A 19,890-nucleotide genomic window follows, 5' to 3' on the forward strand; every position below is an offset into this window, starting at 1 on the left:
TTCTAAAATTTTTTGATATGGACAAATTTACCTTTCAGTGTATTCTCCTATATATTCCTTTAAAAACATTTTACCTTTCTTACTTATAGTAGAACCTTGTTTAGTATTACCTATCTCTATCAACCCAGCCTTCTCCATATCTTTTATACGTCCTCTAACTTGTTCTGACGATAAGTAAAACTGATTTTTTTTTAAAATCCTAGATATTTTATTTCTTCCTATTATAATCCCCAAGTCATTTGCATCTTTTAATACCTTTAATATTTTTATATATTCATTTATTCTATTAGCAGGTAATAAATCAGTATCTATTGTACCAAAAATACAATTATCTTTTGTTTTTATATTTTCTCCTTCATATACCTCTTGAATAAAATTTTCAGGTAAATCATTAGCCACAACATATTGGTTATCTACAATACTATCCAAATAATACATTAAATTTACCAACTCTCTTACATTTCCTGGCCATGAATATTTAGTAAGTATATCTAATACATCATTACTAAGCTTTTTATCGCTTTCCATTGATTTAAGATAATATTTAGCTAACAATGGAATATCTTCTTTTCTCTCCTTCAAAAGTGGAATAGTAAAATATAACACTTTTAATCTATAATATAAATCTTTTCTAAATTTTTTTTCTTTTACTAATTCCATAAGATCTTTATTAGTAGCTGCAATGACCCTTACATCAACGGGAATTATTTTTGATCCTCCAACTCTCATGACCTCTTTTTCCTGTAAAACACGAAGTAGTCTTTTTTGTATTTGAGGAGATATATCGCCTATCTCATCAATAAAAATAGTCCCTTTATCTGCTTGCTCAAAAACCCCTTCTTTCCCACCTTTTGTAGCACCTGTAAAGGCTCCTTCCTCATACCCAAACAGCTCGCTCTCCATCAAATTCTCAGATATTGCTGCAAAGTTAACAGCAACAAATGGACCATTCTTTCTCATTGAAGAATTATGAATAGCCTGAGCAAAAATTTCTTTCCCAGTTCCGTCCTCTCCTTGGATTAGTACAGTTAAATCATTCTTTGCAATTTTTTTTGCAATTTTTATTTTATCTAAAAGACTTGAACTAATACCAATTAAATCATCAAAATTATACTTAGCCACAAATCCTTTAGTTGCTAATTTTTTTCTTACTTCCTTTTCTAAATTTTGAATATGGGTTACATCTTGTAGACTAACCACATGACCCTTTAATAAATTTCCCTGATATAAGAATGTCTTATTCAACATAAACTGTTTATTATCAATATCAATTATTTCATTATTTCTTTGTTTTGAATCTATTATAATATCAATTATTTCTTTATCATTAATTATCTCTACAATATTCTTTGATATTAAATCACTTTGCTGACATTGTAAAAAATCTGCAAACTTTTTATTTGAGAAAAATATATTTCCACTGACATCTAAAGCTGCAATTCCATCATGGGTTATTTCAAACATAGCTTTTAGTATTTTATTAGTTTCACTATTAAACCTATTAAGTCTAACCATTTCCTTTGAGTAACTTTCAGATATAATTTGAAAATTTTCAATAGGCAAACTTAATTCAAGAAATATCTCTATAATAGAAGAAATATCGATAATTCTTATTCCTATATCTATTATCCTTTTTACACCTTTTGGTACTAAATGACTACCACCAGGAGTAACAGCTATATCTTGAATTTCCTCTTTACATCCAGGAAAATATGGTACAAACTCAATATGATCAACTCCTAGTTTTTTTAATAAATTAATAGTTTCATTAGCTGTATAAAGATGGTTATTTACAAGTAAAACTTTTTCTCCAGCATTTAAACTTATAACCTCTGTTATTTTTTTTAGGTTAACAGTTCTCCTTACGGGGATAATGGGAATTAATTTATTTATTTTTTTCTTGATTTTTTCAACAATAATTTTGCTTGAACAAACAATAAGATCAATATCCTCTACATTAATTTTTTCATGTTCATTTAAGAGAATAGATATAACTTCTACCTTTTCTCCAAACACTTCATTTAACTGCTCCGTTAAAGCCCTATTAGCAACATAGTCTAATGATATAATAATAATTTTTTTATTTCTATCCATTACTGCATCCCCCTATAATTTCAAAATCTACTAAGATATATATTAAAAGTCTTTGTAATATTAAAGTATAATAAAAAACCTTGCTATCAAAAAATGATTGCAAGTCCTTTTTAAATCATATCAAATAGATATTTTTATTTAATTGTTTTTTAGTCTTATTTCTTTTACTATTACTATTATATTCTATATTATAATAATTTTTTGAAAAATACAATAATTTTAATGCCTATATATCACTTTTTCATATACTGATAAGCAATCGTGTTTGAAAAATATTCTAAACACATAATAAAATTTTAAAAAAATATTAACTGCCGGCACTGTCTATAATAATCTATGGCCTTGCCTCCTTTAATTTCATTATTTTCTTCTAAAATCACAACTATAATTCTATTACCTGATTTATAATAATTATCATAATGTAATTTTCTCAATTCATTAACAAACTAAAAAATATCCGTGAAAATAAATTCACAGATATTTTTTATATATTTTTTTCAGGAATAAAAAATTTTAATGCCGATGGAAATATCTCAAATTTTGCAGGTAATGGGCCACCATCTTCCCCATCAATATCTATACCAATACCACAGTCCTGTAAACATGTTACAGAAAGATTATCTGTTTGAAAATATCTTACATTACTATTGTTTATATGTTCTCCCCTCAGTATTTTAAGAAAAATTGCTGCGGTATCGAAAATATCTGATCTTTTAAATATACATACATCAAATTTACCATCATCTAAGCCAGCACATGGAGCAAACTTTTTAAATCCACCGGCAGAAGTTGAGTTAAGTACGGCAAATATCAACACATCCTCTTCAAAAGTTTCGTCATCAGACTCAAATCTATATTTTACAGATTTAAGAAGCTTTTTCGGTATCTCCTTAATGCCCTCAGCATAATATGCAAATTTCCCTAATACAGTTTTTGAAGCCACTGTTGCCTTTAGAGGAACATCTGTCATTATTCCAGCAGCGGCAACATTTATAAAATAATTTTCATTGACCTTACAAACATCAACATCTACAAATTTACCATTTCCAAACATCTTACATATACCATCTATTTCATAGGGAATGTTTAAATGATTTGCAAAATCATTAACTGTACCTGCCGGTAAAACCGTTACAGGAGTATTTATTCCTGACTTCATAACTCCATTTACTACTTCGTTAAGGGTTCCATCCCCACCAACAGCAACTATAATATCATATTGATTTTCCTTGATTTTCATTACTTCATCAAAAGCATCATTTTTTCCCTTTGTATCGAATTTATCTACTGTTGTAAATATCCCTTGTAAAACTAACCTACCAACTATTACTTCAAGGTATTTTTGTAGAGTAGTCCGTCCAGCTGATGGATTATTTATAATCTTTACCTTCATAATGACCTCCATGGCATACAAAATTATCTTTAGTATTTATATTATAAACATATTTAATGAGCTTAAACCTTAAACCAAAATAACATTTGTGCAACCATTTTTATGAGCCAAATTATGGAGCTCATTCATCGTCTCATCATTTGGTTGATAGCTATAGAAAAGCTCTGTACGGACTCCCATAGGTCTATACTTTATAAGCTTATATCTGATTTTAGGATCTAATCTTGCTATTAGTTTACTAATCATATCAACATTATAATAATTATTTAAAAGCTCTGGCACTATAACTGTCCTTACCTCATATAATTTGTTTATTTTAGAAAGATGTTTAATATTCTCTATTACAATTTCATTATCCATACCAGTAAGAAAATTATGTTCTTTATTATCATATGATTTTAAATCAACCATTGCCATATCCATATATTTAATTAGCTCTTTTTCTTCATATAATGAAATCGATCCATTTGTATCAAGAAATGTAGTTAAACCAATATCTTTTACCCTTTTAAACAACGCCGTAACAAATATGCTTTGCAAAGTGCATTCTCCACCGGAAACGGTTATCCCCGATATAAATGGCTTAACCTTCATTATTTCTTTCATAACCTCATCTACTGTCATATTAACAGCCCTTGGCAAACTGTTATTTCCACAAATTTCTAAGCATTTATCGCAATATCTACAGTTTTCCCTATTCCATACAACTCTATTGTCAACATAAGAGAGTGCATTATATGGACAATGTTCTACACATCTGCCACAGTTGTTACATTTATTAATAGTTTCCGGATTGTGACAATAAAGACAGTTAAAATTACATCCCTGTAAAAAAATTGCTGTTCTGTTCCCAGGACCATCTACTGAACTAAAGGGCAGTATGCGATTGATCAATCCTTTAACCATTATGTCTTACCTTTCTTTCCAGCACTTTTTGATTTTTAGCAGACCCAAGACCCAAAGCAACTGTGTCATGAAGAACCTGTTTCCCTTTATCTAGTTTTTCCATTTCAGATTTTTTTACAAGATATCCAGTAATTCTTATAACATCACTATCGGAAGAGTAGATAGAAATGTATCTCATCTTCTCTTTAAAGGCTCCTTTTAGAATATCTAAAATATATTTGGGATTATTTTTGGCTGTACTATCAAAACTAAATATGTCACCTATCCCCGATGGAAAATATTTATGAAATCTACATGAATGTAATAAATGTGTACTAAGCTCCGGTTCCTCTCCAATAGGTATTCTACATCCAGGGCTGGTTCCTATGTCTGAGTCTATCCCCACCTGTGCATGCAATAAAAATCTTTCATCTGTGGCTTTACAATACTGATTTTTATGTTTAGCTACTTCCTCATCTAATTTTTCTATGATTTCAACTCCTAAATCATTGGCCTTGTCACTATGACCAAATTTATCTTCTATTTTTTCAGAACCGATAAAATGATTAACGCATTCTGCCAGACCAAACATTCCAAACATAGCAGTGAAATTTTTTTGATCTATAAGACCTTCTTTTACTAAGAAATTAGTTTTAAAGAATTCACTTTCTTCAACTAAAAATCTAATCCTCTTATCCATATATTCAGCCATAGCCCTTACAGCATGGGGTAATACTTTATATATAAAATCATCTTCATTACCGGCCTTTTTAGCCAAAGCCGCCAGATTGAGTCTAACGAGGGTATAGCTTCCCCCACCAATATTTAATCCATTGTAGCAGCTTGCTATGCCATAATCTTCTCCAAATTCACCTGAAAACATTTCATGATTTGCAAAACTTGGCTTTGCAGTTTCAAGGGCGGTTTTAATTCCTTCAATGGCAAAATCATCGGGTGTCATCTCTCCATATTTAAAGGTCAAATTCGGTATAGCATTTTGAAGTTCTTTTTCTGCCTTTAATATTAATCTGCCGGCTCTTGTACAAAGAGGACCAATATTGGCATGACAAAAAGAATCCGTTAGGGTCCTGTCTATATGAGTTAAAAACAATTTTATTGCCTTATATGCTTCATCCTCATCCTCTATGAAAGGATCTAGTAAATTATCTATGTTACCAATATAAACTGGGAATGAAGTAATGGACGGTACATGCTTATATAGAATTAATAAGCTGTTAATCGCTTCCCAAATATCCTTTGGAGCTTTTAGTCCTAAAAATTCACTTCCTTTTTTTAAAAATTTTTCATAATCAGGCACTATATATCTTGGTCTATAGGGTGCATTACCTTCAAAAAGGTCACAAATTATGCCCTCATTTCTATATTTCTGAGCTTCCCTGCTTATATTTAATACATTTAGAGTATTTTCTGCAGCCTTTGCAAGAGATAAAACTTTCTGCTCATAGGTTAAAGTACTATCTTTTATAATACTTAAAATATCTCCCATAAATTTCACTCCTATTTTTTAAAATGAGATAATTTCATAATTAGAATTTGGGACAATTGCATAATATATCTGGTAATGCTTTAGAGATTTCAAAGCTATATATAGTAGTTAATTTTTGCAAGTAGTTATTATGCAATTTTCTCAAATAAATATAAATTACGTTAAAATTAATTATCTCTATATTTATATTAATACTACAATTTCATATATTTTAAACTTTAAATACAATCTTTCCATCAATAATTGTCATTAATACATCAACTTCTCTAATCTTCTCCTTATCTATTTCAAAAACATTCTGGGACAAAACCACCATATCCGCAAGTTTTCCTACTTCTAAGCTTCCTTTAATATTCTCTTCAAAGGAAGCATAGGCACCATTTACAGTAAATAGTTTTATAGCTTCATCCACCGTCAATCTTTCTTCCGGCAGCCATCCATTCTTAGGATAACCATTTAAATCCATCCTAGTTACAGCTGAGTATATGTTTTCCATAATATTAAAACCAACGACAGGTGTATCTGAACCTCCTGATAAATTTATTCCTTTATTCATCATTGTTTTCCAATTATAGGTTTTCTTTGCCTTTTCTTTTCCTACCCTTTCTTCTACTATGTGCAAATCATAATCTAGAAATATAGGCTGTATATACGCAATTATATTTTCTTCTCTAAATCTATCAATAAGTTCTTCATCGGTAATTTGACAATGAACAACACCGTGTCTCGGATCCTCTCTATAAAAGCTTTCATTTGCATTTTTAATACTATCTAGTGCCATATACATCGCTTTATCTCCTATGGCATGAATAGCAATTTGCATTTCATTTTTATGGGCTAATAATACTATATCATTTAATTCATCCTGTGTATATACACTTACACCATATGTAGAAGGATCATCATAATATCCGTCACATAAAAGAGCAGTCCCCGCTCCCAAAGAACCATCTATTAAAAGTTTTAAAGGTCCTATTTTAAATCTCTCATCTCCAGTTCCTGTTTTATATCCACGATTTAAAAAGCTTTTTAACTCCTCCTCATCCGGCAGCAAACATTGCTCATAAACCCTTACAGACAGCTTTCCCTCCTCAATTAACTCTTTATAAGCCTTTAAAACCTTTCTATAGTCATTGTCAGGCATGGCATTAAAATCATCAGTCTGAACAGATGTTATTCCACTTTTTATAAAGTCACCCGCTGCTTTTATTATCATATTCTTTATTTCTTGGACAGAGGGTGCTTCAATTGAGCTATATAATACATCCAATGCATCTTCTTTAAAAAATCCTAACTCCCAGTCTATATTTGTATTTTCTATTCCTTCATCTCTTTTATCCTTTACAATTTCTATAGCTCTGCTATTGGCCACAGCAACGTGACCACAGGCTCTAGTAAAACAAATTGGATGGTCTAAAGAAATTTTATCCAAGTCTTTTCTGTTTGGAAACCTCTTTTCAATAAAATAATCTTGGTTCCATCCTCTCCCCAACACCCAATTTCCTTTTTTAATTTGTTTATCTCCTAAATATCTGGCGCCAGATTTAATTAAATCATCAACAGATCTTGAATCACCTAAAGCTAACTGCTGAGAAGTATATCCATAATTTAACATATGCATATGGCTGTCAATAAATCCCGGAAGAACCAATCTGTTATTTAAATCTATTATTTCTGTATTACTTGATTTTCTCCTTAAAACCTCATCATTGGTTCCTATTATATCAATTTTCCCATCCTTTATCCCAATGGCTTCTGCTATTGTTCCTAATGAATCCATAGTTGCAACTTTTCCGTTTTTCAAAATCAAATCCATAATATTATCTCCTTTCCATTGTCAAATATATATGCCTTAAGCATTCCTTTACCTTTATTATATTCTTTTGTTATAGATATTCCAGCAAAACTTAATTTATATATAGCAAAACTCCCGAGGAACATTAAATATTTCTATATGTATAAACTAAGTTTTAAGGTAACATGAATATATAGATAACCAACTTTAAAGTATTAAAATTTATCTATCTTTATTACCATTGCAAATTATTTATGTGATCAATGGATAAAAATCCAAATTTATACATAAATTTTTTTAAAGGTTTTGGTAATATTATATATATACCTAAATTATTTATAATTAAGGTTATATTGTTACAATAGTGAAAAATCCAGTATTAAATTTTATTAATAGTTCTAAATTTTAGTTAAGGGAGTTGGCTGTATGTCCAAAAGAAAACTGGTAGTACCTGAAGCTAGAGCTGCTTTAGACCAGTTCAAAATGGAAATGGCTAAGGAATTGGGTATAAATGATACCGGGTCTATAGATAGTGGTTATTTGGCTTCATATCATACTGGACAAATAACTAGAAAACTGATTGAAATGGGAGAAAAGCAATTATTAAATGAAGATGTTACGAAGTAAATAAAACTCAAAGCCTATAAACACAAAAAGATGATTAGCAAAACCTTGTAAAACAGAAGGTTGTTTGTTAATCATCTTTTTTGTAAGAACTGTATATTGATATGAAATCTCCTATTTCCCATAGCCCCATTATTCTTAATTTTCAACTTTATAAATTACTAAAGAACAAACATTATCTTTTATTCTAAAAATCTTTATGTCAACTACATTATAGTTTTTGTTGTTCTTTAACCAATTATTAATATCCTCTTCTATATTTAAAGATTTACCGCTAAATATTTTTACTTGTCTCAAAATACACTCCTCCTTTGTATTAAATATGAGGAATGTATTTATTTTATTCCATATTTTAGAAGTCTATTATCTTATTTTATAGGCTTTAATCTAGCAGTAAAATGTCTTAATACCTTTGGTTCATAATCGAATTCAAATCCAACTAATTTATCTGCATTTTTAAAGACTTCTATTACAGCATCGGCCACAACATCCATATGTCTATTTGTATATACCCTTCTTGGAATAGTAAGTCTCATAAGTTCCAGTGGAGATTCAAGATTTTCTCCTGTATCAGGATCCCTTCCCAACAAGAAAGATCCTATTTCTACAGCTCTTACCCCTGCTTCTAGATATACAGCATTACACACAGCTTGGGCTGGAAACTGATGATATGGAATATGGGGACATATTTTCTTACAGTCTACGAAAACTGCATGGCCTCCAGTAGGATATTGTATTGGTACTCCTGCTTCCCTTAATCTGTCTCCAAGATATTTTACCTGCTCCATTCTATACTCTAAATACTCAAATTCTAAAGCTTCTTCTAATCCTACTGCCAAAGCTTCCATATCTCTACCTGACAGACCACCATATGTTGGAAATCCTTCTAGGGGTACTACTGTAGAACGACAAGCTGTATATAGTTCTTCATCATCCTTTATTGCAATTAGGCCTCCCATGTTTACTAAACCATCTTTCTTACAGCTCATCATCATTCCATCTGCATAACTGAACATTTCCCTAGATATTTCCTTTATTGTCTTGTCCTTATACCCTTCTTCCCTAAGTTTTATAAAATAAGCGTTTTCAGCATATCTGGCCGCATCCATAAATACTTTCAAGCCATATTTATCTGCAATTTCCTTTACTCCCTTTATGTTTTTCATTGAAACCGGCTGTCCACCTGCTGAATTACATGTTATAGTAACTACTATACAAGCAATATCTTCTATTTTATGATTTTTAATGAACTTTTCAAGTTTTTCTAAATCAAAATCCCCCTTAAAATCATCATATTCTGTAGTATTAAATGCCTTATCATGAATTAAGTTTATGGCTCTTCCTCCTGCAATTTCCACATGGGCCTTTGTAGTGTCAAAATGCATGTTGCTAATTACATAAGTTCCAGGTTTCTTTATCAAATTAGGAAATACTACCTGTTCTGCACCTCTGCCTTGATGAGTAGGAATGACATATTTATACCCGGTTATCTCCTGTGCAACATTTTCCAATTTATAAAAACTTCTACTTCCTGCATAGGATTCATCACCCATCATAAGTGCCGCCCACTGCCTATCACTCATTGCTCCTGTTCCACTGTCTGTTAGTAAATCAATATATACATCATCTGATCTTAATGAAAATGGATTGTATCCTGCTTCCTTTAGACTTTTTTCTCTTTCCTCTCTAGATATAAGCCTAATAGGCTCTACCATTTTGATTTTAAAAGGTTCTGCTTTTCTAATTTTCATTTTATTTCCTCCTCATTTTAAATTTAATTTACCACAGAGTCTACTTTCATTTGTTTAAATTCTTAGTTATACCTCTATTTAAATATGCAATTGAAAAATTTAACTTCTTTTATATATGTTAAGCAACTATTATGCCAAATATAAGCTTTGCTAAAGTTCAGTATTTTCAATACTTTAATTTAATGAACAAAAAATAAAAAAGGATAATGTAACATTTTTTTACACTATCCTTTCCTTATTATCTATAAATTACTCTAAAAAACCATAAACCATGCATGTGTAACGTTATATTACACGCTTTACAGTTTTACACCACATTTTTTTATCATTCTATATATTGTCGGTCTAGAAACCCCTAATATTTCAGCTGTTCTTTTTTTATTACCCTTTGTTTGTCTTAATGTATCTATTAATATCTCTTTGTTTATTTCCTCCAGATTATTTTTTATATTCTCACCTATATCTTCTATCCTTACCCCTGATTTGATCAAATCTTCCTTTGTAATTATATCTTTATTACATATAAATAAAGCTCTCGCAATAATATTCTCAAGTTCTCTTATATTCCCTGGCCAATTATACTTTAAAAGCAAAGCTTCTCCTTCTTTGTCTACCCCTTTAATATTCTTCCCCATACCGCCACCAATTTTTTTTATGAAATATTGAGTTAAAAGAATTACATCCTCTCCTCTTTCTCTCAAAGGTGGAATCTCCAGAAAAAGAACTTTTAATCTATAGTACAGATCTTCCCTAAACTCCCCTTTTTTAACCAACTCATATAAATTTCTATTTGTAGCAGCTATAATTTTCACATCTACTTTTATAGGCTTATTTCCACCAATTCTAGATAATGTTTTAGTTTCCAAGACCCTTAAAAGTTTAGCCTGTATATGAAGCTGCATTTCACCAATTTCATCTAAAAATAATGTCCCTCCATTTGCAAGCTCGAACTTTCCAATTTTCCCACCCTTTTTTGCACCAGTAAAGGCTCCTTCTTCATAACCAAACAATTCACTATCAACAAGCTCAAGAGGAAAATTAGCGCAATTTATAGCTATAAATGGCTCACTTTTTCTATTACTATAATTATGAATTGATTGAGCAAATAATTCTTTTCCAGTACCACTTTCTCCTTCAATATATATATTTGCATCACTTAAAGCAAAGCTTTTAGCAAGTCCAATTTTTTCTTTTAGAATAATACTTTCTCCAATTATATTTTCAAAATTATAGGAAAGATTTTGTCCCACAAGTGTATTAGCTAATTTTGTTGTTCTTTTTATGCCTCTAAAAATATCTATTGTGCCTAGTACTTTCTTTTTATCATCAAATACAGGATAAGAAGAATTAATGAGATGTATTGTATTATTATTTCTCTTTGGAAAATATTCAACATCTATAATACTTTTCTTTTCATTTAATATTTTGTTTAATATAGGTCTATATTCCGGAGAAATTTTCTTTTTTCTATTTGCCACATCTTCTTTTTTAATTCCTAATATTTCACAACAGGCTTTATTTACATAGGTCATATTCCCATTTGTATCACAGGTTGATATTCCTTCATCAATTGAATCTAAATACTTTAACAAGAAATTATTCTCTTCATTGTATCTTTGTAAAATTTCTATAGTTTTGCTAATTTTAAGGGCTATATTCTCAAGTAACATTTCATTTTTTTGACTTGTTTTATCAATAATATAACAAAGCCCATAATTTATTTCCTCACATTTATAGCCTTTCTCTTTAAGAAAATAAACGCAAAAATTACTATCTATATACTTAATAACCTCACTAGACTTTATTTTTTCTTTAAATGGCAGATTTAATGTTTTTCCTATAAGATTTATTTTGCTTTTAATAATTCCTTTTACTCCCCTTATAGCATAAAAGTCATCTAATAAAAGTAAAGTGCCATTTATATTATCAGAATTTATACTATAGAAAGTAAAACTCTCTTTTATAATTTCAAATTCTTTATTTTGCTTTAAAGTATTATTACTTAACATAGAATTTATATATTCAATTATTTCAGTGTATATCATCTTACCACCTGCACTTAACCAAATTGATACTCATTATAGTTTTTATTAGACACACTAATAATTTTCTACACTAATTACATATTTTACTCTACTAGAGAGGGTATAATACTGCGAAAGATGGATGGGTTTTTTTTGTGAATCATAAATAATTTTTCTAACTGAAAACAGAGGCTCCGTAGGACTGCAGTTTAACAATTTACTGTATTCTTTTCCTGCTATAACTACACTGAATTCTTTATAGGCTTTACACATTACAATACCGTATTCTTTTTTTATAATATTAAATGTAGAAACATTATCAATTATTTTTTCATATATATTTGGATAAATATCTATAGGAAAATATGATATGTCAATACCCCAAGGCTCATTATTATCCATTATTAAGCGTTTTAGTTTTAAAACCCTAAATCCCGACGGTGACTTAAAATCCTTTGTAATCTCATCATTTGCTTTAATTATCTTTTTTTCTAAAATTTTTGTGCTTACAGAATGCTCTGCATCTGAAAGAGCATCTCTGAACCCTCGTAAATCCATAATCTTTAAATTTAATTTTGAATCCTTTACAAAAGTTCCTTTTCCTTGCTTAATTTCTAATAGACCTTCCTTGGCCAGCTCCTTTAATGCTCTACGTACAGTTATTCTACTAATTCCATAAATCTTGCCTAACTCAGTTTCATTTGGAAGCTTATCTCCTGCTTTATAAACCTTATTTATAATATTATTTTTAATTATAATTTTCAATTGTTCATAGAGGGCTATTGAACTCGAAGATTCTAGCATATGTTCAACTCCTTTTGATTTGTTTCGCTATAACTTTTTTCTGTTTATCATAATACTATCATAAAAACACATTATACGCCATTATTTGTTAGTTTAAGGTTAAACTCATACCCTTTAAAATATTGTCAAAAATATAAAAAAAGTGCTTAGATCTCCCCTATTGAAAAAAGGGAGACTCATACACTAGTATTATCAATCTATTTCAATTAAAAATTTATTTAATTTAAAATATAGTTTTTATATAAACTCTTCTTTAAGCTCATGGGGATATCCAAAGGCTCCATCAATAGAACAGGTTTTAGCTGCACATATAACAGCAAAATTCAAAGCCTCTCTCATATTCTTATTTTCAGAATAATAGGTTAAAAAGCCAGCAATGAAGCTGTCACCTGCTCCCATAGTATCTACAACTTTAGTTGGTTTTATAGGCTGCTCAAACAAATTACCTTCTTTAGAAAACAAGACTCTCTTTGAACCACGGGTTATTCCAACAATCTCTGTGCCTAGCAAATGACATGTTTTTATAAGATATTTTATATCATCTATACTTAAATCTGCCCCAGAAAAAAAAGCAAATTTTATATGGGGGCATACTTTACTAAGATATTTCCTTTCTCTATTCTCAGAAAAATCAAAGGAAATATTACATCTTTTTTTAATCTTAGGAAGCTCTGTCTCTATGCTTGAATAGCAGCTTGTATGACATAGATCAAATTTAGAAATATATTGTAAATCCTCTTGGGTTAAGCGAAGTCTAACAATGTGCTGAACCGTATTCTTTGGTCCCCCAACAAATACTCTGTCACCTTCAGGTGTAAGATTTACTCTAGGTTGACCACTTATTCCCATCATAAATCGAGAATACTTATATGCTATACCCTCTTGATCCAGTGCCCATATTATATGATCAGCCTTTTCATCATTACCAAATATACCAATATAAGCAGATTCACTAGCTCCATAACGTTTACAATTAACTGCAACGTTAACACAGTTTCCTCCTGGATAATAAACTTTTTTGTCCAGATAGCAATCAGTTACATTATCACCTATTGAAATTATTTTCAAGCTTTATTCCCCCCTAAAATAATAAATTTTTATATTAATGATTCAAATTATATGTTTTCTATACAATTGAAGATGTTAAAATGCACTTTGAAAGCACCAAAGACAAAATCACTAGCCTTTAAGTGAGCCCTCAGACATACCTCTCACAAGATGTTTTTGCATAGCTATTAACATAATCACCATTGGCAAAGCTGAAATTGCCATTCCTGCCAACAGTACACCCCAATCTGTTTGAAGGGCATCCCTAAAGTTCATAAGTCCTGATGGTATTGTTTTATATTTATCTGAATCTATAAATATAATGGCAAATATAAATTCATTCCATGCATAATAAGCTGTAAGAACTACAGTAGTAAGAATTATAGGCTTAGATATAGGCATAAATATCCTCCAATATACACCAAAGGATGTACACCCATCTATCCTGGCCGACTCTTCCAGCTCCTTAGGTATTCCAAGAAAATATGATCTTATAAGGAGTATTGACAAAGGAAGCCTAAATGCAATGTATGGTAAAATAAGTGCAAAAAGTGTATTATGTATTCCCACATTTTGAAGAAGCATATACAAAGGAATTAAGCATACTTGAGGATTAACCATCATGCCTCCAACACATAAAGCAAGGGTTATATTTATCCATTTGGATTTATATCTACTAAGCCCATATGCACATAAAGAACCAATAACTATTACACCAGCAATAGTTACAAGGGTTACTATGAAACTATTAACAAAATAATTTGATATCCCCTTTTCCCATGCCACTGTATAATTTGAGAAAAGCCATTTACTTGGAAGACTCCATACACTATTGTATATCTCGCTATAGCCCTTTAGAGATGACATAACCATCCAGAAAAGTGGATATACAATTATAACAATACCTATAAATAAAAATATATAAATTGAAACCCCACCTGCACCTAATTTATCCCTATTAGAATTATAATTTTTTGTTTTATGCATTGCATTAATCCTCCTTTCCTGTCCTAAAGGAATATATTTGCACTAATGCTAATAAGGCAGTTATGGCAAATATTATTATTGCTAAAGCAGAAGCATATCCCATATTGTCTTTGAAAAATCCCGATTGATACATATGGACAGCTAGGGTAATAGAACTTGTCCCTGGCCCTCCACCCTTAGTGAGGATATATGGTTCATTAAAAACTAAAAATGCACCGGTCACTGTAATTAATATAGTAACAAAAAGCATTTCCTTAACTTGTGGTACTGTAACATGAAAAAAACGTTTTATTTTACCAGCTCCATCTATTTCCGCAGCTTCATATAGCTCCTTAGGTATTTTCTGAATCGCAACAACAAATAGCATCATTATATAGCCTGTACTTTGCCATTGTGATACGGCAATTACAGCATAGGGGGCTGTATTAGGTAACCCTAACCATGGCTTAGCAAGCTTGCCAAGACCTATAAGCTCTAAAAAATTATTTAAAAGCCCTACTTGAGGATGATATATAAAACTAAATAATAAAGCAATTACCGATATTGAAATTACTACGGGCATAAAATATATAACTCTACAAACAGGTGCAATTTTTCTAAATAGCTTGTCCTCTAAAATTGCTGCTAATACCAAGCCTATAAAGACCTGACAAAATACAGATATAACGGCATATCGTATGTTATTGGTCAGTGCGGTAACTATAACTTTATCAGATAATAATGCTTTAAAATTTTTCAATCCAACAAATGTCTTGGCAGGAGAAAATACAGAAAAATCATAAAAGCTGTAGATAAAATTTTGAATCAACGGATAATATATAAATAATAGTAAAAAAGCAATACATGGTAATATAAACAAGTATTGTGCTACTTGTATTTTACTTTTTTTCATTATTACCACTCCCTCATAAAATTCGGTTAAAACATAATCGAGACCATGGACTTAATATTAATTCAGAAAATATTGATTAAAAATAATAAGTATTAATGGGGGAGATAAGTCTCCCCTTTCCCATCATATTTATTAAATTAATACTGAATTATTCACTAAGCTTGGCTGCTTCCTTTTGTACATTTTCCATTACTTCCTCAGGAGTCATTTCTCCAATTACCAAAGACTGTCCTCCCCGCATAAAAGCATCTGCCACTCTAATATTCACAGCATTATCTAGCCAAGGTGCAGTTTCAGAAGCATTCATGATCACTTTATAGGCTTCTAAGCCCTGCTTTGTTGCATTTTCTTCTGTAACAGCTTCTTTAAGGGCCGTAAATTGTCCACATTCTTTTGTGAATTTAAAGGCATTCTCTTTTGAAATTATAAATTTCAAAAACTCTTCTGCTTCCTGTGGAGCATTTATACCAAGCATAAAACCTTCTGGTGCTCCTGTAAGGGCTGTAGGATTTCCCTTTCCATCTTTAAATTTAGGAAAGTCAAAGAATCCAAAATTTATATCACCAGCATCTTCAACCATTTTTATTTCAGCAAATTGCATATACACTATTGGCACTTCACCGGAAGCAAACATATTACGTGCAGTCTCATGATCTATTGCAGTAGCAACTGTACCCATGTAATCTGTCAATGTTTTGAATCTCTCTAAAACCTTAATATATCCCAGGTCAGTAAACTCACATGTTTGAGGATTATAATCTTTATTAATAACTTCAGGATCCATCATACGTTGATTCATTGTTCCTAAATAGTGGGATATAGCCCATGAATCTGATAAACCTTCAATAATCGGGCTTTCATATCCATTTGTTTTTAATTTCTCAAGTATATCTATCAATTCTTCAAATGTAGTAGGTACTTTCAAATCATACTTTGAAAAAACATCCTTATTATAGAAAAATGCTTTTCCATCTATTGTTAGGGGTGCTCCATAGGTCTTACCATTAAACTGGAATGGTTTTATTTGAGTTTCCATAATACCTTCAGCCCACTGGGAATCCTCTTTATAAAGATAATCAATTGCTTTTACCTTTCCAGAAGATACAATATTTTTAGCAAATGAGTCTGACCAAGAAACAAAGACATCAGGAAGATCGTCTGATGATACAAGAACACGAAGCTTTTCCTTATATGGATCATTCAAAACTTTATCCATTTTTATCTTAACGTTAGGATGCTGCTTTTCAAATTCTGCAACTAACTCATTAAAAAATGTATTTTTAGGTTCATTAGGCCATCGGTGAAAAAAATTAATTACAGTCACATCCCCTTCACTTGAACCTGTTTGATCAGTTTGATTGTCTGAACCTCCTCCACAAGCTGTCAATGATATTAATATCACAAGACTCAAAACTAGTGTCAGTATACGTTTCATAAGTTACTCCTCCTTTTATTACAGAAAAATTAAATTTGCAATTTTGCCAAATTAGAGTTATGCAATTTCTTCAATTAAATAAAACTTCATTTCCAAACTGATCCTATAATTTAAAATTTTATAAATTATTATAGATAATCAACATTAACATTTAAAATAAATTTCAAAGAAAATAATGAAGGGTTCTACATTTTTTATTTGAAATTTATTAAACCTTGAAGTTATTTATCTTTATCTTAATATTCCATCTTCCACATATAACGACGAACTGATAGAGGATGTCCCTTATGCTCTGAAATATGATCAGCATATTGACGAAGAACAACTCCTGCAACCAAAGGGCCAAAATATCCTCTTAAGTCTTTATCTATTCCTTCCATATCAAAGGTTTCAGCATCAATAACAACTACCTTTTCACTAAATTTCTGACAAAATGCATGGGTTCTTTCATCAAGGGGTCTTGTCTCACCTAAGCCTTTAATTATTATAAATGGAACATCATAATCTGTAATTTCAAAGGGACCATGAAAATATTCTCCTGAGTGAATTGCATTTGAATTTATCCATAACATTTCCATTAATAAGCAGCTAGTAAAGGAATATGCAACACCATAATATGCACCACTTCCTAATGTATAAACGAGCTTTTCTCTCTTATATTTTTTCCCAAACTCAGAAGCTGCACCTTTAGTATTAGATTTATTGCGATCATATACTCCTTGAAGATTATCTACACACTTAAGAGCACGAGCATATTTTTCCTTTGGTGCCAATGAATTTAGTATACCAAATACCAAGCGATATAGCATCCCATTATTGCTTTCAGAGGCTAAAGCTTCTTTTCCATAATCATAAGTAATTCCATATTCAGCTGCTTTTAAAAGTGGAGATTCTTCAAGGTTTGAAAAGGCTATTGTTACAGCACCTTTTTCCCGTGCAAATTCAGCTGCTCTTACTGTTTCTGGTGTATTCCCAGAATGTGAGCACAAAATTACAACAGTATCTTTTCCAAGTATTTTAGGATTACGATGAATGAATTCATTTGACGAGTAAATAGCAGCAGAAATATCTATTTCTCTATCAAATATGTAATGTGCTGGCTGCAATAATGCCATAGACCCTCCACAAGCCACAAAATAAAATTTCTTTACATCAATTTCCTTAACTGCCTTAATTGCCTCTTCTAACTGCTTTACATGTTCTTTTTTCATAAAAAAACCTCCTAGTGTTGTATAGAATAATATTAATACGTTATATAACGTATTAATATTATTCTATACAACATCCTTCTTTATGTCAATAAAATATTCTAAAAATTTTCAATTGTATCAATAGTATAAATCCTATTTAAATACTTAATTTTTTCATTAAATCTATACAAAAGCCTTATAAATAAAAGGGTCAGATATTACAAAACAACATATTGTTTTATAATATCTGACCCTTTTATAAAATTTCTCATCTAATTATTCAAAACCAGAGTTTATTTTATAATCAAAAAGATATTAAATCCCTTTTCATATTAAGACTAACACAAAAGTTAATTTTTAATGATTGCTATACATCTTTTATAATAATAGAAAAACCTTCAAAACTATATTCTCTAAACTTTTCATCAACAATTTTATAATCTGATGAGCCATTGATTATTTCTTCAAAGGCTTCTACAACCTTATATATAATACTTGGTTTCACTACCGGCTCATTATGGGAACAATAAAGGAGTTCTAAATCCGGAACAAGTTTTGCTACCCTTTTCATGGTATTTAAATACGTTTTAAAATTCGAATCTCCGTAAAAATCACCGTCAAAATGGGCATAAAGAGCAGCAGGATAAAATGTATCTCCAGTAAATAATATTTTATTTTGCCTGTCTAATAACATAATACTGTCAGGAGAATGTCCTGGAGTATAAAGCACTTCCAATTTACGATTTCCTAAATCTAGAATTTCTTTATCTTTTAGTGAATATGGTTCTATTGGTTCAATACAATAATTTTTAGAATCAAAGTTATTGGGAAGCCCTTCATTTATTAAATAGGGGTCAAGATGCTCCTTTAGTTCATCTTTAGTATATCCTATCCTTAATCTAGCCAAGGCTTTCTCATCTTCATAAATATAAACATGAGAAAATTTATTATTATCTCCCACATGGTCAAAATGACAATGGCTATTGACAACACGAACTTCTTTATTAGTAAGCTGGTCTACAACTTCTTTTATGTTTCCAATGCCCATACCCGTATCCAAAAGAATACATATTTTTTCTCCTATAATTAAAAATGAAATTACTTCTTGAAAATGCTTTGATTCATAAATTGCATAAACATCATGGGGAAGCCTATAAACTTCAAACCAATCACTTGAAATATCCACTTTCTCAAAGTTTTTATATGACTCCCTTGGAATACCTTCAAACCAATTTTTTGGTTGAACAGAGTTATTTATTTCAGCTGTCATTTTATCCTTCCTTTCATAAAGCTATTACATTTTTCTAAATTAACCTGTTGTGCTAGCAAATCAATTTTTTTGCTTCTAAATATAACTTAGAAAGCTTTAATATAGGGCAAGTTAAATTAATTTAAAATTTATTATACCATATTATTAAATTTTTAAAATTTTCTTTTTAAAATTATATTAAATACTCTTGCA

General features: G+C 30.4%; 17 protein-coding genes. 1 reads left to right on the forward strand and 16 read right to left on the reverse strand.

The annotated features are described in order from the left end of the window. Window positions 1-27: 27 nt before the first annotated feature. The 6 genes from B5X81_RS14245 to B5X81_RS14265 form a co-directional block, all read right to left on the reverse strand. Entirely contained in the window at window positions 28-2,094 is a 2,067-nt protein-coding gene (locus tag B5X81_RS14245; RefSeq protein ID WP_079492613.1) for a sigma-54 interaction domain-containing protein, read from the reverse strand. 296 nt (window positions 2,095-2,390) lie between these two features. Continuing rightward, a complete protein-coding gene (locus B5X81_RS27865) occupies window positions 2,391-2,528 on the reverse strand; it encodes a hypothetical protein (RefSeq protein WP_208985068.1) in 138 nt (45 codons plus the stop codon). A 50-nt stretch (window positions 2,529-2,578) separates the two neighbouring features. Continuing rightward, window positions 2,579-3,487 carry a diacylglycerol/lipid kinase family protein gene (locus B5X81_RS14250; protein WP_170917429.1) on the reverse strand — a complete coding sequence of 303 codons (909 nt, stop codon included), beginning with the start codon at window positions 3,485-3,487 and terminating at the stop codon, window positions 2,579-2,581. Between the two features lie 69 nt (window positions 3,488-3,556). Continuing rightward, complete coding sequence (locus B5X81_RS14255) at window positions 3,557-4,393, reverse strand: YjjW family glycine radical enzyme activase (RefSeq protein ID WP_079492616.1); 837 nt, start codon at window positions 4,391-4,393, stop codon at window positions 3,557-3,559. Beyond that, window positions 4,386-5,879 (reverse strand): YjjI family glycine radical enzyme, encoded by a 1,494-nt coding sequence (locus tag B5X81_RS14260; protein WP_079492617.1) that lies wholly within the window; start codon window positions 5,877-5,879, stop codon window positions 4,386-4,388. Before B5X81_RS14260 ends, B5X81_RS14255 begins: the two co-directional genes overlap by 8 nt. Before the next feature lie 211 nt (window positions 5,880-6,090). Continuing rightward, complete coding sequence (locus B5X81_RS14265; RefSeq protein ID WP_079492618.1) at window positions 6,091-7,695, reverse strand: amidohydrolase; 1,605 nt, start codon at window positions 7,693-7,695, stop codon at window positions 6,091-6,093. A 405-nt stretch (window positions 7,696-8,100) separates the two neighbouring features. Here B5X81_RS14265 and B5X81_RS14270 point away from each other — a divergent pair, with 405 nt between their 5' ends. Beyond that, window positions 8,101-8,301, forward strand: a complete 201-nt coding sequence (locus tag B5X81_RS14270; RefSeq protein ID WP_079492619.1) for an alpha/beta-type small acid-soluble spore protein — start codon at window positions 8,101-8,103, stop codon at window positions 8,299-8,301. 135 nt (window positions 8,302-8,436) lie between these two features. On the opposite strand, the gene B5X81_RS27495 is transcribed toward B5X81_RS14270, so the two are convergent. The 10 genes from B5X81_RS27495 to B5X81_RS14315 form a co-directional block, all read right to left on the reverse strand. Then, window positions 8,437-8,595 carry a hypothetical protein gene (locus B5X81_RS27495; RefSeq protein WP_170917430.1) on the reverse strand — a complete coding sequence of 53 codons (159 nt, stop codon included), beginning with the start codon at window positions 8,593-8,595 and terminating at the stop codon, window positions 8,437-8,439. Between the two features lie 71 nt (window positions 8,596-8,666). After that, window positions 8,667-10,049: a tryptophanase gene (locus B5X81_RS14275; protein WP_079492620.1), complete on the reverse strand. Its 1,383-nt coding sequence runs from the start codon at window positions 10,047-10,049 to the stop codon at window positions 8,667-8,669. Between the two features lie 299 nt (window positions 10,050-10,348). Further along, on the reverse strand, window positions 10,349-12,094 hold the full coding sequence (locus B5X81_RS14280) for a sigma-54 interaction domain-containing protein (protein ID WP_079492622.1): 1,746 nt from the start codon (window positions 12,092-12,094) through the stop codon (window positions 10,349-10,351). A 54-nt stretch (window positions 12,095-12,148) separates the two neighbouring features. Continuing rightward, window positions 12,149-12,877: a GntR family transcriptional regulator gene (locus tag B5X81_RS14285; RefSeq protein ID WP_079492623.1), complete on the reverse strand. Its 729-nt coding sequence runs from the start codon at window positions 12,875-12,877 to the stop codon at window positions 12,149-12,151. A gap of 237 nt (window positions 12,878-13,114) precedes the next feature. Continuing rightward, window positions 13,115-13,945 carry a PfkB family carbohydrate kinase gene (locus B5X81_RS14290; protein ID WP_079492625.1) on the reverse strand — a complete coding sequence of 277 codons (831 nt, stop codon included), beginning with the start codon at window positions 13,943-13,945 and terminating at the stop codon, window positions 13,115-13,117. A 111-nt stretch (window positions 13,946-14,056) separates the two neighbouring features. Further along, window positions 14,057-14,911, reverse strand: coding sequence for a carbohydrate ABC transporter permease (locus B5X81_RS14295; RefSeq protein WP_079492626.1), 855 nt, complete (start codon window positions 14,909-14,911; stop codon window positions 14,057-14,059). Between the two features lie 4 nt (window positions 14,912-14,915). Further along, window positions 14,916-15,803, reverse strand: coding sequence for a carbohydrate ABC transporter permease (locus B5X81_RS14300; protein WP_170917431.1), 888 nt, complete (start codon window positions 15,801-15,803; stop codon window positions 14,916-14,918). A 148-nt stretch (window positions 15,804-15,951) separates the two neighbouring features. Continuing rightward, window positions 15,952-17,238, reverse strand: a complete 1,287-nt coding sequence (locus B5X81_RS14305) for an ABC transporter substrate-binding protein (RefSeq protein WP_079492628.1) — start codon at window positions 17,236-17,238, stop codon at window positions 15,952-15,954. A 236-nt stretch (window positions 17,239-17,474) separates the two neighbouring features. Continuing rightward, window positions 17,475-18,449 (reverse strand): SIS domain-containing protein, encoded by a 975-nt coding sequence (locus B5X81_RS14310; protein ID WP_079492629.1) that lies wholly within the window; start codon window positions 18,447-18,449, stop codon window positions 17,475-17,477. 346 nt (window positions 18,450-18,795) lie between these two features. Further along, window positions 18,796-19,698, reverse strand: coding sequence for an MBL fold metallo-hydrolase (locus B5X81_RS14315; protein WP_079492631.1), 903 nt, complete (start codon window positions 19,696-19,698; stop codon window positions 18,796-18,798). Window positions 19,699-19,890 lie beyond the last annotated feature (192 nt).

The organism is Maledivibacter halophilus, assembly GCF_900167445.1.
Lineage (GTDB): Bacteria > Bacillota > Clostridia > Peptostreptococcales > Caminicellaceae > Maledivibacter > Maledivibacter halophilus.

Coding starts and splice junctions, on each gene's coding strand:
- B5X81_RS14250 (WP_170917429.1), bottom strand. CDS start 3,487: ATGAAGGTAAAGATTATAAATAATCCATCAGCTGGACGGACTACTCTA.
- B5X81_RS14245 (WP_079492613.1), bottom strand. CDS start 2,094: ATGGATAGAAATAAAAAAATTATTATTATATCATTAGACTATGTTGCT.
- B5X81_RS14295 (WP_079492626.1), bottom strand. CDS start 14,911: ATGCATAAAACAAAAAATTATAATTCTAATAGGGATAAATTAGGTGCA.
- B5X81_RS14280 (WP_079492622.1), bottom strand. CDS start 12,094: ATGATATACACTGAAATAATTGAATATATAAATTCTATGTTAAGTAAT.
- B5X81_RS14260 (WP_079492617.1), bottom strand. CDS start 5,879: ATGGGAGATATTTTAAGTATTATAAAAGATAGTACTTTAACCTATGAG.
- B5X81_RS14315 (WP_079492631.1), bottom strand. CDS start 19,698: ATGACAGCTGAAATAAATAACTCTGTTCAACCAAAAAATTGGTTTGAA.
- B5X81_RS14275 (WP_079492620.1), bottom strand. CDS start 10,049: ATGAAAATTAGAAAAGCAGAACCTTTTAAAATCAAAATGGTAGAGCCT.
- B5X81_RS14310 (WP_079492629.1), bottom strand. CDS start 18,449: ATGAAAAAAGAACATGTAAAGCAGTTAGAAGAGGCAATTAAGGCAGTT.
- B5X81_RS14300 (WP_170917431.1), bottom strand. CDS start 15,803: ATGAAAAAAAGTAAAATACAAGTAGCACAATACTTGTTTATATTACCA.
- B5X81_RS14265 (WP_079492618.1), bottom strand. CDS start 7,695: ATGGATTTGATTTTGAAAAACGGAAAAGTTGCAACTATGGATTCATTA.
- B5X81_RS14305 (WP_079492628.1), bottom strand. CDS start 17,238: ATGAAACGTATACTGACACTAGTTTTGAGTCTTGTGATATTAATATCA.
- B5X81_RS14270 (WP_079492619.1), top strand. CDS start 8,101: ATGTCCAAAAGAAAACTGGTAGTACCTGAAGCTAGAGCTGCTTTAGAC.
- B5X81_RS14285 (WP_079492623.1), bottom strand. CDS start 12,877: ATGCTAGAATCTTCGAGTTCAATAGCCCTCTATGAACAATTGAAAATT.
- B5X81_RS14255 (WP_079492616.1), bottom strand. CDS start 4,393: ATGGTTAAAGGATTGATCAATCGCATACTGCCCTTTAGTTCAGTAGAT.